This window comes from Ruegeria arenilitoris (assembly GCF_013030985.1).
In the GTDB taxonomy this organism is placed as follows: domain Bacteria; phylum Pseudomonadota; class Alphaproteobacteria; order Rhodobacterales; family Rhodobacteraceae; genus Ruegeria; species Ruegeria arenilitoris_B.
The window spans coordinates 128,085-142,271 of sequence record NZ_WPYP01000002.1; the positions used below are offsets into that span (position 1 = coordinate 128,085).

Consider the following 14,187-nt stretch of genomic DNA (forward strand, 5'->3'; position numbering starts at 1 on the left):
CACTTGCACTTTCCCGAACAAAAATGCGTTTTTGTCCACGTCCCGAAGACCGGAGGGAACTTCTTCACTCGATGTTTCCTGCGGTTTTCCGGCGATTCAATGGTCACCAGCGGTCATCAGGACGGCGCCGATCGGTTTGAGCTGGCCGGCGACGCGACCAAGACCAAACATCAGACGCTGGCTGAATACAGTGAATTGATTGGCCCGGCCTTTGCCAATTATACAGCCTATGCCTTTGCCCGTCCCCCGGTCGAGCGAATGATCTCATTGTATTATTCCCCCCACCGCTGGATGCGCGAACAGGAAGGCGGAGGCTTTGACCTCGACGCCCGCAACGAGCCCATCAATCTGCAGGAATTTGAGGCGCTTGTGTCGTCCAACCATTCCATCTCGGATCTGCTCGACACCCAGAATATCCCGGCGCGCTTGATGCTCAACACCAGTGCCCTGCACGCATCCGGAGCAAGTGTTTCGCTGCTGAATTTTGCGAATCTGCAAAGTGGGCTGAAAAGGTTCGGGCGGAAAAACGGGTTCGATCTGACCGACATTCCCGCCGAAAAGGTGAATTCGAGCGCTGTCAACAATCCGACTGCACTGAATGCCGGTCAAATGGACCGTTTGGCGGAAACCGTCCTGGATTCACATCACGGTAAAGATCAGGAGTTCTTTCCTGCGACTGGTCTGAAAGGTGTGTTGGAAAGCGTTTCAAGGTGGTTCAACCTGTACGCATAGGCGCAAACGCGACTGTTCGGCGCGGCACCCCTTTTGTGTGGTGTTTTCACAACCGGTTGAGTTATTGCGCGCAAGCGTTTGTATATACAAGCATTGCCCGTGAGACATTCGAAGCATGTCGTTTTCAAAGTGCTTCTTTAATTGCCTCTGCCGTTACACTGACTAGTTCAATGCCGTTGCAGGTGCTTCCCGCCGGAACATCTACCGCATCGAGCTGTTTACATAGTGCTCCGGATGGCTCGAGACGCTGGCCAAACGTCAACGCATCAGATGGAAGAACAGGTCGCGTCGGTTACCGATCTGCAGAAGGAATTCGACCTTAAGCTGGACAGAATTTTCCTCTGGCCCCTGTCCGAAAGGGTTGAGGCAGTCGGCCCGTGCGGGACTGGGTCGAGGTGGCCCATCTGCTGGCCGACATGGGCTACAGCTTTGACGAACGAACTGCCGCAGGTGCGAAACGGCAGCTTGGGCTCCGGATTTCCGAATGCCGCGAAGTCCTGCTGTAAGCACCGCGCTGGTTTCATGGGAAAACGGGGTTGGCCCTATGGTCAAGTCCCCGGAATGGCTCTAGGTTGCCCGAACAGAACAAGTCCGGACCTGCCGCCGATGAGCAAACCCAACGACAACCCCGCCGATCCGTTCAAGAAGGCTCTGGCCGAGGCCACCAAGGTCATGGCTGACGACCCGGAACTGAACGTCTCTTACACGGTCGATCCGTCAGGCCTGTCGGGTGAATCGATGCGCCTGCCGCAGGTCAGTCGCCGGATGACCCGCGAAGAGGTTCTGCTGGCGCGTGGTACGGCGGATGCGCTGGCGTTGCAGCGCCGGTATCACGACGATGCGACCCATGCACGCTATGCGCCTCCGGGCGACATGGCGCGGGACCTCTATGAAGCGATGGAAGTCGCCCGGTGCGAAGCGATGGGCGCGCGGGACATGCCCGGGACGGCCAGCAATATCGACGTCAAGATCGGGCACGAGGCGCTGCGTCGTGGCTATGACCAGTGCAAGCAGCCTGCCGACGCGCCTCTGGCCGTTGCCGCGGGCTATCTGATCCGCCATCTGGCCACAGGGCGCGACCTGCCTCCGGCGGCTGAAAACATCATGAACCTGTGGCGCGGGTTCATCGAGGAACAGGCTGGCGGGACGCTGGAAAACCTGGATGAAACCCTCTCGGATCAAGCCGAATTTGCCAAGTTCGCGCGGCAGATGATCAAGGATCTGGGCTATGGCGACCAGTTGGGCGACGACCCGGATGAACTGGACGACGAGCAGGAAGATCAGGCCGAGGAAGACGCAGAGGAACAGCCCGATCCCGACAGCACCGGCCAGGACGATCAGGATGAACAGGACGCTGACGCGACCCCTGAGCAGACCCAGGAAGAACAGCAGGACCAGTCTCAGGCCCAGGTCTCGATGGACGAGATGGCCGATGAGGAGATGGGCGAAGAGGCTGAGATGCCCGAAGGCGAGGCTCCGCTGGAGCCGCCTGCCCCGCCGCCCGCATCCGAGGCCGATCCGGATTACAAGGTATATCTGAACACCTATGACGAAGAGATCGCCGCCGAGGATCTGGCCGAACCGGCCGAGTTGGAACGGCTGCGCGCCTATTTGGATCAGCAGCTAGAGCCGTTGAAAGGCGCGGTCAGCCGACTGGCCAACAAGCTTCAGCGTCGCCTGCAGGCGCAGCAGAACCGATCTTGGGAATTTGACCGCGAGGAGGGCATTCTGGACGCTGGCCGTCTGGCGCGCGTGGTGGCGAACCCAACCACTCCGCTGAGCTTCAAGGTCGAAAAGGATACAGAGTTCCGCGATACGGTGGTGACGCTGCTGCTGGACAACTCCGGTTCGATGCGGGGCCGTCCGATCTCGATTGCGGCAATCTGCGCGGACGTTCTGGCGCGGACGCTGGAGCGTTGCAACGTGAAGGTCGAGATTCTGGGCTTCACCACTCGCGCGTGGAAAGGCGGTCAAGCCCGCGAGGCGTGGCTGAACGATGGCCGTCCTCAGCAACCCGGACGTCTGAACGACCTGCGCCACATCATCTATAAGGGGGCCGATGCCCCTTGGCGTCGGGCACGACCCAATCTGGGTCTGATGATGAAAGAGGGCCTGCTGAAGGAAAACATCGACGGTGAGGCGCTGGAATGGGCGCATCGTCGGATGCTGGCGCGGCGCGAGCAGCGCAAGATTCTGATGGTAATCTCGGACGGGGCGCCGGTTGACGATTCAACACTCAGCGTCAACCCCGCGAATTATCTGGAGAAACACCTGCGTGATGTGATCGCCATGGTCGAAAAGCGCAAGATGGTGGAGCTTCTGGCCATCGGGATCGGACATGACGTGACCCGCTACTATGACCGCGCGGTGACGATCACGGATGTGGAACAGCTGGCAGGTGCGATGACCGAGCAACTGGCGGCACTGTTCGACAGCGATCCACGGGCCCGGGCCCGCGTGATGGGAATGAAGAGGGCCAGCTGAGGCTGGCCTTGCCTCCGACGGCAGTTTTTTCCAAAAAGATGAAGGGGTAAGCCCGGGTTAGGAGAAGTAGGAAATGATTCAGTCCTTTGAAGTCACCGCGCGTCCGGAACAGGGACCGCCACGGTTGGCTGCGTTGCGAAAAGAGATTGCGCGCGAGGGGCTGGACGGGTTCCTGATCCCACGCGCGGATGCTTATCAGGGCGAATATGTGGCCCCACGGGACGAGCGGCTGGCCTGGTTGACCGGCTTCACTGGGTCAGCAGGATTTTGCGCCGCTTTGACCGACATCGCAGGAGTGTTCGTGGATGGCCGCTATCGGACGCAGGTGAAGGCGCAGGTCGCGACGGAATTTACGCCGGTTCCCTGGCCCGAAGTTAGCCTGAGCGCATGGCTGAAAGAGCAGTTGCCGAAAGGCGGCAAGGTGGGTTTTGATCCGTGGCTTCACGCCGCTGGTCAGATCGACAGCGTCCGTAAAGAACTGGCAGGCACCGGGATCGAACTGCTGCGGTGTGACAATCTGGTGGACCGGATTTGGGAAAATCAGCCTGCCCCGCCGATGAACCCGGTCAAGGCGCATCCGATCGAGTTTGCCGGGGAATCGGCAGAAAGCAAAATCGCCCGTCTTTCTGAGGCTCTGCGCGAAGCCGGTTGCACTGCGGCTGCAATCACATTGCCGGATTCGATCATGTGGCTGCTGAACATTCGCGGCTCGGATATCGGCTATAACCCGGTGGCGCATGGTTTTGCCATTTTGAACGCCGACGGGACAATGGATCTGTTCATGGCCGAGGAAAAGCTGACGGTCGCTCTGGGTGATCAGGTTCGGGTCCATGCACCGGACACGTTCCTGACCTTTGTCGAAGCGCTGGAAGGCAAAGTTCAGGTCGATCTGGGCACCTTGCCTCGGGCAGTTGCAGATGTGTTGCAGGATCGGATGGTGGATAACGGCGATCCTTGCGCCCTGCCCAAGGCCTGCAAGAACGCCGCCGAAATCGCTGGCAGCGCCGAAGCGCATCTGCGCGACGCGGTGGCCGTGATCGAAACCCTGTGCTGGCTGGACGCGCAAGCGCCCGGCACGCTGACGGAAACTCAGGTGGTCACCCGGCTTGAGGAAAACCGCCGCAAGGACAATGCGCTGCAGGATATTTCATTCGATACCATCGCGGGCACCGGACCCAATGGCGCGATCATGCATTACCGCGTGACTGAAGAGACCGACAGCCGCCTTGACGATGGGCAGATACTGGTACTCGACAGCGGCGGGCAATATCTGGACGGCACTACGGACATCACTCGCACCATCGCCATTGGTGAAGTGGGTGACGAGGAAAAATCCTGTTTCACCCGCGTGTTGAAGGGCATGATTAACCTGTCTATGCTGCGCTGGCCCGTCGGGCTGGCCGGGCGCGATATCGAAGGTATCGCACGTGCACCGCTTTGGGCGGCGGGACAGGATTTCAACCACGGTGTCGGTCACGGGGTCGGCGCGTATCTGAGCGTTCACGAAGGCCCCCAACGCCTGTCGAAGGTCAGCCATGTGCCATTGCAGCCCGGCATGATCCTGTCGAATGAGCCGGGATATTATCGCGAAGGCGCGTTTGGCATCCGCATCGAAAACCTCGTCGTCGTGCAAGAGGCCCCGTCCCTGCCCGGCGGTGACGACGAGCGCGCCATGCTGAACTGGCGAACGCTGACCTATGTGCCCATCGACCGGCGCTTGATTGTGGTCGACATGCTGACAAGCGCAGAGCGCGCCTGGCTGAACGCCTATCACCGCGACGTTGCGGAAAAGGTCCGTCCAAGGCTGGGCGATGACGCCCAACTGTGGTTGGATGCCGCAACCGCGCCGGTCTGACACCGGACTGTTACATACACCGGGCAGAGGAGTGGCCCAGGAAAGACGAGGAATGCAAAATGGTTGAGATCACGATCCGCAAGCTACCGGGCAAATGGAGTGTGCGTTCGGGCGGCGCTGTACTGGGCGAAAGCACCGGCGCCTTGGAATTGTCGGAAGGGGACCTGACCCCGGTGATCTATTTCCCCCGCTCGGACATTGCGATGGCCTTTCTGGACATGACCGACAAGGTCACGCATTGCCCGCATAAAGGGAACGCAACACATTTCTCGATCGTCAACAAATCATCGGTGACCGAGAACGCGGCCTGGAGTTATCAGGACCCGGTCCCCGCCATGGCCGATATCAAGGACTATGTGGCCTTCTATCCTATCGAGTCGGTAAAGGTTGAGCAGCTTTAGGCCATCCGCCGCTTGAAGCGCTTGGTCCGATAGCCTGTTTGTTAAAGGCAAAACCAAAAGCACAGGCCCGAAAGCCTGTGCTTTATTGTCTTAGGGCTCAGATCCCATTCATTTCTTACTCTGCTTGTCGGCGCAGCGAGATCAGAATGTCCACGACCGCGTTGATCACCTCGGGATCATCCAGGGCGGGGTCCGGCATAGAAGTCTCGCCCGCTACAGACTGCGGATTGCTGAGGAAGGCGACGAGTTGATCGCGGTCCCACTCACCGCCGACGGCAGAAAGGGATTGCGAGTAGTCGAAATCAGCCAAACCCCCAATTTTGCGCCCGTAAACCTCACCCAAAGACGGGGCGCTGGCACTGGGCAACACACCAAAACCGTGGCATTCGGCGCAGCCTTCCAGCGCGGTTTCTACCGCTTCGGCCGTGTGTTCGGACAGATCAAGATTCGCGATTTTTGAAACCGCAAACTGATAGCTGGGATCAAACTCGCCGACAGTCAGGTGCAGCACCTTTTTTTGGTCCGTCCACAGAACAATCGCGTCACCATGTTGATGGACATACCGGATACGGAAACCCAACGGGATACGTTCATTAAACAGAATGCTGTCGCCCTTCGTGCGGATACGGAACAAGCTGTTGCCTGCCAGTGAACCGGCGATCAGATCGCCATCCCAGGCGGGATGGAAGTTCTCAATAGGTGCCAGCGAACTGACAGCGACAGACGGCAACCAGGAATAAGCAGGCAGTTCGAATTCAGGGTGGCGCCCGTAATCCAGCGTATCGGGCAACGGCAACCGGTTATACCGTGTTCCCAGCGATACCTTCGGCCAGCCGTAATCGTTGCCTTCACGGATGAGGTTCAACTCATCCCCGCCCCGTCGACCATGTTCAACCGCCCACAGCTTGCCATCGGCATCAAAGGCAATGCCCTGCATGTTCGAGTGACCCTGGCTGACAATACGGTTCTCGCCGGTTTCAAGATCAATCGCTATTACCTTGCCATACATCTGCTCGGGGTCCTGAGACAGCGGCACCGGCGCATAAATCCCATCCTGCGCATAGTCACCGGCCGCAAGATAAAGCGTTCCATCTTCGTCTACACGAAAGCGTCCCCCGGCCATGTGCCCTTGAATGGCGCGGCCGTTCGGGTTGGGCGCAAGGCAGGGCTCTGTTGAAAACACAAGGGTCCAATCATCTGCACCGATCGACACATCCGCCGCGGCTGTTCCATTCAGATCCGCCCGTGCGATCGAGGTACGGTAGCAGTTTTCACCTTCGACCCATTCAGTAAACGAAACGAGCAGCACATCGTCGACAACGTCCACATCGTTATAGCGAAAGAAAAAATGGGCGAAGTCGTAGTTCGGATTTGCCGCCTCGAAATCCAGCATGGCCTTCCATCCATTCGGCGGGGGGGCGATCTCCAGTTTGTTGGCCTTGTCCCCGCTTACTTCGAAGAACCCGCCTTCGTGCGTCATCAAAAGCAGATCGTTCCCCAGGCTGGCCAGCGCACCTCCGCCTCCGGCACGTTCCACCGGAACGTCCAGAGCGCGCATGTTCAGCGCGGTAAAAATGGTCTCGACCTGTGTGGTCTGATCGTCGGACAAGACTGGCGCGGTATGCGTCACACCCCCATGGCTTTTGCGCAGGTTCTCAACCTCAAGAACCAGCAGGACAACCGCCGCTGCCAGGGCCACCACAACGAACGGGCTTGTCAAAAGCCGTTTCAAAAATTTCATTCCCTGACCTCATTTTTTTTTCGTTTGCCAACGCGCGAAAAGGTACTGCTCGCATACATAGAAACTGGATTTCCTGGCAGTATCAACCCGGCTGGCCTTTTCCAACTGCCGAGATCGGCGAGTGTGGTTCGCGGGTCCTTTTGGCAACTGGCAGATGCCGGAAATGGTCACGCCAGCTCACGCGGCTGTTGAGTGCATGTGAGCAGCAGACTGGGCAGAATACAGGTGTCTACCACCGGAGGATGCCATGTCGATCACTCGCCGCTTTTTCGTTGGACTTTTGGGCGCCGCCGCGTTGCCCAATTCGCTCTGGGCGCAACAGGATCCTGTACTAGAGGCCGTCAGGTCAACGCTTTTTGGCAGCAACGCAGAATTTGAACAGGGCATGGCCTTTCTGGTGCAGCGCGGCAATCCGGACGTCGTTCCTGCCCTGCTGACCGGTATGCGCTATGGCCGGCGGCGCAGTGATGAAATCGCCGATGTCATGCAAGCCCTGACCGGCGAAAGCATCGGCGCCGATTGGTTCGACTGGATGCTGTGGCAGGAAAGGAACCCGCAACTTGTCCCCCACCCCTCGCTGATCCCGTTCAAGCGCGAAGTGTTGCTGGGGATCGACCAGAATTTTGACGATTTCCTGCGCCTCGAATACCTGCAGCGGGACAAGATGAAGATCCGGCTGGAAGAGATTGCTTGGGGCGGCGTGAGCAAGGATGGTATCCCGTCGCTGGACAACCCGACGCTGATACAGGCCGCGCAGGCCAATTACCTGAAAGATGACGATCTGGTTTTTGGGGTCTCAATCAACGGAGACGAGCGCGCCTATCCGTTGCGCATCATGGGCTGGCACGAAATGTTCAATGAGGTGATCGGCGGCGTGCCCGTCGCGCTGGCCTATTGCACGTTGTGCGGCTCGGGCATTCTGTTCGAAACGCAGATCCCTGGGCGGCGAAAACCGTTGATCTTCGGCTCGTCAGGGTTCCTGTATCGGTCGAACAAACTGATGTTTGACCGGGAAACGCATTCGCTTTGGAACCAGTACACCGGAAAGCCTGTCGTGGGTCCGCTGGCGGGCAGCGGAATCGAGTTGAAACAACGCCCCGTGGTGATCACCACATGGGAAAGCTGGAAGGTCTCGCTCCCTGGCACCCGCGTCCTGTCGCTGAACACCGGGCATCGGCGCAACTACGGCTCGGGGGTGGTGTATCGCGAATACTTCGCCTCGCCCGAGTTGATGTTTCCCGCGCTGGTCGATCAATCCGCACATCGACAGAAGGATTACGTCTTTGCCATCCGCCAGTTCGGCGCGGCACGGGCCTGGCCGCTTGAGGCGTTCAGCAGAACCCGCGTGATCAATGACGCGATTGCCAACCGTCCTCTGGTTCTGATCGGAAACTCCGACAAGCGCACCGTCCGGGCTTATGAGCGGAAATCGCACCGGTTCAAAGCATTAGACGGCGGTCTTGTGGACCAGACCGGTCAGAAATGGACCCTGACCGAAGAGGCCCTGATCGGGCCGGACGGTATCCGGCTGCCGCGGGTCGCGGGCCATATCTCGTACTGGTTCGCGTGGGACAACTATCTGGGTGACGCGGCGACGGTGTATCCCGGCTAGGAATGCTCTTCGGCCGCCGTGGCCGCCAGCGCCCGGTTATAAGCCTTCAACGCATCAATATGGTAAAGCGCCCCAACCGGGTTTTCGCTACCGTCTTCCTCGACGGTCACGACCGGAATGCAGGGGATGTCATCGCGGTCGAAATAAGGCATCGCCGCTTCCAGCGTGGCACTGGCCTGCACACACAGGCCCTGTTCGACCAGTTCCAGCGCCTCTTCCCGGGTGATCGACTTAGCATCACCAATGGGACGCATCACCGCCCCGGCGCGCAGCATCGCCAGCAGATAGGCCTGCGGTCCTGCGGCCAGATGCACGTTGCGGCGTTCCAACTGGGTCAAAAAGAACGACCGGTCCACAAGGCGCGAGGCCAGCGCCGTAGACATCGAGACCGAGACCATCACCGCCAGACCGATCTGCCAGTCTCCGGTCAGTTCAAACACGATCATGGTGGTGGAAATCGGCGCGCCCAGTACGGCGGCGGCTACGGCCCCCATTCCGGCAAAGGCATAAAGCGTATGGGTCCCGGATACATCCGGCAGCAGACCGGTGGCGATCAGGCCAAAGGCCAATCCGGTCAGCGCCCCAATCATCAGCGAGGGCGAGAACACCCCGCCCCCCATACGCCCGCCCATGGTGATGGCCAGCGCCACCGTCTTGACCACTGCAAACACGATCGCCACCGTCAGGGTCAGGTCCCCGGCCAGGGCGCGGATCGTAGTTTCGTACCCGACGCCGATGATATGCGGGAACCAGATCGCCAGCAGGCCCAGCATTGCACCGGACACTGCCGGGCGCAGCCAGCGCGGCAGGGACAGCCGGCTTTGGATATGGCTGCCAATATCCTCGGCAAAAAAGATCGAGCGCATCAGCAGCAGCGACACCAGCCCGCAGATCAGGCCGAGGATCAGGAACGCGGGCAGTTCCACATAGAATTGCAGTGATCCTGGCGTTTCCAGAATGAACTCGGTCACGTCGCCGTATTCCAGCCGGTTGATCACGGTTCCCGCGACCGAGGCGATGACGATGGGCGCAAAGGCATGCACGGCAAAGTGGCGCAGCACGACCTCAAGCGCGAACAATGCCCCGGCGATGGGCGAGTTGAAGCTGGCTGAAACCGCCGCTGCAACGGCGCAACCCAGCAGGTCGCGCCCGGTGATGCCATCGGCGTGGATGCGGTCGCTGACCCAGGTTGAGATCACCCCGGCCATGTGCACCACTGGCCCTTCTCGCCCGGACGAGCCGCCAGTGCTGAGCGTGATCAGCGAGGCAAAGAACGAGGCGATTCCCGCCTTACCCTCGACCCGGCCATCTGTCAGCGCGGCACCTTCGATGACGTCCGCAACCGAGCGCACACGCCCGTCATCCGTGAAATTGTGCAGAATCACACCCACGATCAGGCCGCCGATGATCGGGATAATCAGGATCAGAAACCACGGCAGTTTTTCGGCATGGCTGTGCAGCAGCAGGATGTCCTCGGTGTCATAGACATAGGCCTGCAGCGACCGGATCGCTTTTCGGAACCCCAGCGCCATGAACCCCGCCGCGACCCCGATGGCCAGCGCGATGAACCAGAACTGGATCTGGCTGGGGCCGCGCCGCCGCATCACCCGCCACGCATCCTTCATCGCGGCCAGAGCCTGATTAAGCTGGTTGCGCAGAACGGTGCGGGTCGATTGGGTCATTGGCCCTCGGGGATCAAGTCTTATCCCTTACTAAGCCACGGAGCGTTTTGATAAAAGTGGGATCGCGACGGTTTGAGAACCGGAAAGCGGCAGAATTGTCTCAGGCACCCAGCAGGGCGCGGGCGGCAGCGCGGGCCTCATCCGTGATGGTGTCCCCGGCAACCATGCGGGCGATTTCGTCCACGCGGTCGGGATCGGCCAGCGGGATCACGGTGGACAATGTCTGCCCGTCGCTGACTTGTTTCTGCACCCGCCAGTGATGCGCCGCGCGGGCGGCCACTTGCGGCGAGTGCGTCACCACCAGCACCTGCCCCCCCTGCGCCAGCGACGCCAATCGCCGCCCCACCGCGTCGGCAGTCGCCCCGCCGACGCCTCGGTCAATTTCGTCAAAGATCATGGTGCGAGCGCTGTCGTCACCCGTCAGACAGACCTTAAGCGCCAGCAAAAAGCGGCTGAGTTCACCCCCCGAAGCGATCTTGTTCAACGGCCCGGACGGTGCACCCGGATTGGTGGCGACGGTAAAGGCCACCGCATCGGTGCCTTCAGGGCCGGGATCGGCGGCAGTGATTTCAGTCTGAAACACCGCGCGTTCCATTTTCAGCGGCGCGAGTTCGGCCATCACCGCAGCGTCCAGCTGTCCGGCAGCCTGATGCCGCGTGGCGCTGAGCGCGGCGGCGGCCTTGTCATAGGCGGCCTGAGCGGCCTCGACCGCTGCCCGCTGATCGGCCAGATCGGCATCGCCCGCGTCCAAACGGTTCAGCCGGTCACGCAGCGTATCGGCAAATGCCCCCAGATCGTCCGGGGCCACGTCATGCTTGCGCGCCAACGCGCGGATAGCGAACAGGCGCTCCTCGGCCGCCTCAAGCTCTGCCGGGTTGAAATCCAGCGCCTGAAGGCAGGCATTCACGCCATCCTGCGCCTCACCCAATTCGATCAGGGCACGGCCAAGCGCGGCGATGGGCTCCTCTAGCTGCCCGCCCGCATTGTCCGACACACCTTCCAACCAGCGAACTGCGTCAGACATGGACCCTTCTGCCCCGTCCCCGCCCAACAGATCAAAAGCACGAGCCACATCATCACGGATACGTTCGGCCCCCTGCATCATCCGGCGACGTGCGTCCAGTTCGCCATCCTCACCCGGCTGCGGGTCCAGCTTGTCCAGTTCCGCAACGGCATGGCGCAGGAATTCCTCTTCGGCGCGCATGGCCGCGAGGGTCGCCTCGGTCTCTGCCAGAGCCTTACGCATACGCGACATCTCGGTCCACGCTGCACGTACAGCGGCCAGGTGCGCCCCCGCCCCGGCATAGTCATCCAGCATCGCCCGATGCCCGCGCGGGTTCAGCAACCCGCGGTCATCGTGCTGACCATGCAGTTCGATCAAAGTCTCGGACAGCGCCCGCAGCACCTCACCGGAGCAACGCCGGTCATTGACCCAAGCGGTCTTGCGGCCCTCGGCGGTGTTAACCCGGCGCAGGATCAACTCCTCACCTCCGGGCAAGCCCGCCTCGGCCAGAACCGCATGGGCGGCGTGATCGGGACCGAGTTCGAACTCGGCGACCACCTCACCCTGAGCCGCACCCTGACGGACCAGCTCGGCCCGTCCGCGCCAGCCCAGCACGAAACCCAACGAATCCAGCAGAATCGACTTACCCGCACCGGTTTCCCCGGTCAAAGCGTTCAAACCCGGCTGAAACGTCAGTTCCAGCCGGTCGATGATCAGCATGTCGCGGATATCAAGGGCGCGCAGCATCGGGTCTCAGCGTCCCACGCCTGTAGCCATGGCGATTACAACCACTCACCTTTGATCGTCTGGCGGTAAATCTGGCTCAGCCAGTTATTACCACGGCTCTTCAGCTCCAACCCGCGCGAGGTCAACAGCTTGTAGCCCGCATCGTACCACTCGGACGACTGGTAATTGTATCCCAGAATGGCACCGGCCGACTGCGCCTCATCCACCAGACCCAGCGACAGATACGCTTCGATCAGACGATACAGTGCCTCGGCGGTGTGGGTGGTGGTCTGGAAATCCTCGACCACCACGCGGAACCGGTTGATGGCCGCTGTATAGTGATCCTGACGCAGGTAATAGCGCCCGATCTCCATCTCTTTACCCGCCAGATGGTCAAAGGCCAGATCGAATTTCAGAACTGCCGAAGTGGCATATTCACTGTCGGGATAGACCTCGATCACCGTCCGCAGCGATTGCAGTGCCTGGAACGTCAGGCCCTGATCGCGACCGACCTCGTCAATCTGGTCATAGTAGCTGAGCGCCAGAAGGTACTGCGCGTAAGCCGCGTCTTCGTCCGTCGGGTAGAAATCGATATAGCGCTGCGCAGCGGCGCGGCTTTCTTCGTAGTTCTTGTCCGCGTGGAACGAAAACGCCTGCATGATCAGCGCGCGTTTGGCCCAATCGGAATACGGATACAGGCGCTCCACTTCCGAGAAATACCACGCCGCATCGTCCGAGCGATTCTGCGACAGCTCATACTCACCACGTGTGAAAATCTGTTCTGGCGTAAAGCCTTCCAGGTTCTGATTGCGGTCTGCGCCTTTGTCGCCGCAGGCCGTCAAAACTGCTGTCAGAAGTATCGCGCCCGCGAATCTGACTGCCGCTTTGGTGCCAACCATTCCGCCTATCCTTGTCGTATTGCTTATCGGGGTAAGCCCCGGATTGGGCTTCGGTTTAGCACATATAGTTCCGGGGCAAAACGCCTTAGTACACCCGCTGGCGGAATTGTCGACCGAGTTGATCTAATCAGGCAACTTCGGGAATTTCGTCCCAGACAAGGCCTTGTCCCGGCAGGCGTGCTGCCTGTTCGGGGGTGCACAGCACCGGACGCACCGCGCCTGGTGTTTCGAACAGCTTGCGCAGCAGCGTGTTGGTCATGGCGTGGCCGGATTTGTCGCCGGTGAAGTGGCCCAGAATCGGACCGCCCGCCAGATAGAGGTCACCCAGAGCGTCCAGCATCTTGTGGCGCACCGCCTCATCCGCGTGGCGGAAACCGCCCGGGGTCAGCACTTCGTCGCCTTGAACAACGACGGCATTTTCCAGCGTCCCGCCCAGGGCCAGACCGTTTTCGCGCATCGCTTCTACGTCGGTACGACGGCAGAAGGTGCGGCAATCGCTAAGCTCACGCGCGAACGAGCCGTTGCGCATATCCAGCCGCTTGGTCTGGCGGCCAATCGCGCTGTCCTCAAAATCGATGTGGAAGTCGATGATCAGCCCGTCCGCCGGTACAATCGACGCGCTGGCGCCTTCGCGAGACGCAGTCACCGGCTTGAGAACCTCGAAGGCCAGAACCGGGCTGGCCTGACGGCGCACACCCTTGGCCATGATGCCGCGCACGAAATCAATCGACGAGCCGTCCATGATCGGTACTTCGGGGCCATCGATCTCAATCAGCGCGTTATGCACGCCGCATCCGGCCAGAGCGGCCATGATATGCTCGACAGTCGACACCGAAACGTTTGCTTCGTTCACCAAACGGGTGCAGAGCGGCGTGCGCTCGACCACGTCATAGATCGCAGGGATCAACGCATTGCCCAGCTCGATATCCGTACGTTTGAACCAGATGCCGTGACCGGCGGCTGCCGGCTTCAGGACCATCGTCGCAGGCTTGCCGCTGTGCAGCCCGACGCCTGTAAACGTGATCGGAGATTTGAGCGTATGTTGCAAGGTG

Annotated in this window: 11 protein-coding genes; 6 read left to right on the plus strand and 5 right to left on the minus strand. The window is 60.4% G+C overall.

The window, feature by feature from the left end; all coding sequences use genetic code 11:
* The first annotated feature begins 3 nt into the window (after positions 1 to 3).
* From GOX88_RS06460 to GOX88_RS06475, 5 genes are all read left to right on the plus strand, one after another.
* Positions 4 to 732 carry a sulfotransferase family 2 domain-containing protein gene (locus tag GOX88_RS06460; protein ID WP_170400376.1) on the plus strand — a complete coding sequence of 243 codons (729 nt, stop codon included), beginning with the start codon at positions 4 to 6 and terminating at the stop codon, positions 730 to 732.
* A gap of 377 nt (positions 733 to 1,109) precedes the next feature.
* Entirely contained in the window at positions 1,110 to 1,238 is a 129-nt protein-coding gene (locus tag GOX88_RS23625; protein ID WP_302478178.1) for a hypothetical protein, read from the plus strand.
* 100 nt (positions 1,239 to 1,338) lie between these two features.
* On the plus strand, positions 1,339 to 3,216 hold the full coding sequence (cobT, locus tag GOX88_RS06465; RefSeq protein ID WP_170400377.1) for a cobaltochelatase subunit CobT: 1,878 nt from the start codon (positions 1,339 to 1,341) through the stop codon (positions 3,214 to 3,216).
* Between the two features lie 73 nt (positions 3,217 to 3,289).
* Positions 3,290 to 5,071, plus strand: coding sequence for an aminopeptidase P family protein (locus GOX88_RS06470; protein ID WP_170400378.1), 1,782 nt, complete (start codon positions 3,290 to 3,292; stop codon positions 5,069 to 5,071).
* Positions 5,072 to 5,130: 59 nt separating this feature from the next.
* A complete protein-coding gene (locus tag GOX88_RS06475) occupies positions 5,131 to 5,472 on the plus strand; it encodes a DUF427 domain-containing protein (protein ID WP_170400379.1) in 342 nt (113 codons plus the stop codon).
* Between the two features lie 115 nt (positions 5,473 to 5,587).
* On the opposite strand, the gene GOX88_RS06480 is transcribed toward GOX88_RS06475, so the two are convergent.
* Positions 5,588 to 7,213 (minus strand): PQQ-dependent sugar dehydrogenase, encoded by a 1,626-nt coding sequence (locus tag GOX88_RS06480; protein WP_170400380.1) that lies wholly within the window; start codon positions 7,211 to 7,213, stop codon positions 5,588 to 5,590.
* 247 nt (positions 7,214 to 7,460) lie between these two features.
* Here GOX88_RS06480 and GOX88_RS06485 point away from each other — a divergent pair, with 247 nt between their 5' ends.
* Positions 7,461 to 8,825, plus strand: coding sequence for a DUF3179 domain-containing protein (locus GOX88_RS06485; protein ID WP_170400381.1), 1,365 nt, complete (start codon positions 7,461 to 7,463; stop codon positions 8,823 to 8,825).
* On the opposite strand, the gene GOX88_RS06490 is transcribed toward GOX88_RS06485, so the two are convergent.
* From GOX88_RS06490 to lpxC, 4 genes are all read right to left on the minus strand, one after another.
* Positions 8,822 to 10,507, minus strand: a complete 1,686-nt coding sequence (locus GOX88_RS06490; RefSeq protein WP_170400382.1) for a chloride channel protein — start codon at positions 10,505 to 10,507, stop codon at positions 8,822 to 8,824. The genes GOX88_RS06485 and GOX88_RS06490 overlap by 4 nt on opposite strands.
* A 100-nt stretch (positions 10,508 to 10,607) precedes the next feature.
* On the minus strand, positions 10,608 to 12,257 hold the full coding sequence (gene recN, locus GOX88_RS06495; RefSeq protein ID WP_170400383.1) for a DNA repair protein RecN: 1,650 nt from the start codon (positions 12,255 to 12,257) through the stop codon (positions 10,608 to 10,610).
* A 35-nt stretch (positions 12,258 to 12,292) separates the two neighbouring features.
* Positions 12,293 to 13,135, minus strand: coding sequence for an outer membrane protein assembly factor BamD (locus tag GOX88_RS06500; RefSeq protein WP_170400384.1), 843 nt, complete (start codon positions 13,133 to 13,135; stop codon positions 12,293 to 12,295).
* Between the two features lie 127 nt (positions 13,136 to 13,262).
* The gene (gene lpxC, locus GOX88_RS06505; RefSeq protein WP_170400385.1) at positions 13,263 to 14,183 is read right to left on the minus strand and encodes a UDP-3-O-acyl-N-acetylglucosamine deacetylase; all 921 of its coding nucleotides are present in this window, start codon (positions 14,181 to 14,183) and stop codon (positions 13,263 to 13,265) included.
* Between the last annotated feature and the right edge of the window lie 4 nt (positions 14,184 to 14,187).

Excerpts from the sequence above, each read along its gene's own strand:
- cobT (WP_170400377.1), top strand. The coding sequence starts at position 1,339 with ATGAGCAAACCCAACGACAACCCCGCCGATCCGTTCAAGAAGGCTCTG.
- GOX88_RS06470 (WP_170400378.1), top strand. The coding sequence starts at position 3,290 with ATGATTCAGTCCTTTGAAGTCACCGCGCGTCCGGAACAGGGACCGCCA.
- GOX88_RS06475 (WP_170400379.1), top strand. The coding sequence starts at position 5,131 with ATGGTTGAGATCACGATCCGCAAGCTACCGGGCAAATGGAGTGTGCGT.
- GOX88_RS06480 (WP_170400380.1), bottom strand. The coding sequence starts at position 7,213 with ATGAAATTTTTGAAACGGCTTTTGACAAGCCCGTTCGTTGTGGTGGCC.
- GOX88_RS06485 (WP_170400381.1), top strand. The coding sequence starts at position 7,461 with ATGTCGATCACTCGCCGCTTTTTCGTTGGACTTTTGGGCGCCGCCGCG.
- GOX88_RS06490 (WP_170400382.1), bottom strand. The coding sequence starts at position 10,507 with ATGACCCAATCGACCCGCACCGTTCTGCGCAACCAGCTTAATCAGGCT.
- recN (WP_170400383.1), bottom strand. The coding sequence starts at position 12,257 with ATGCTGCGCGCCCTTGATATCCGCGACATGCTGATCATCGACCGGCTG.
- GOX88_RS06500 (WP_170400384.1), bottom strand. The coding sequence starts at position 13,135 with ATGGTTGGCACCAAAGCGGCAGTCAGATTCGCGGGCGCGATACTTCTG.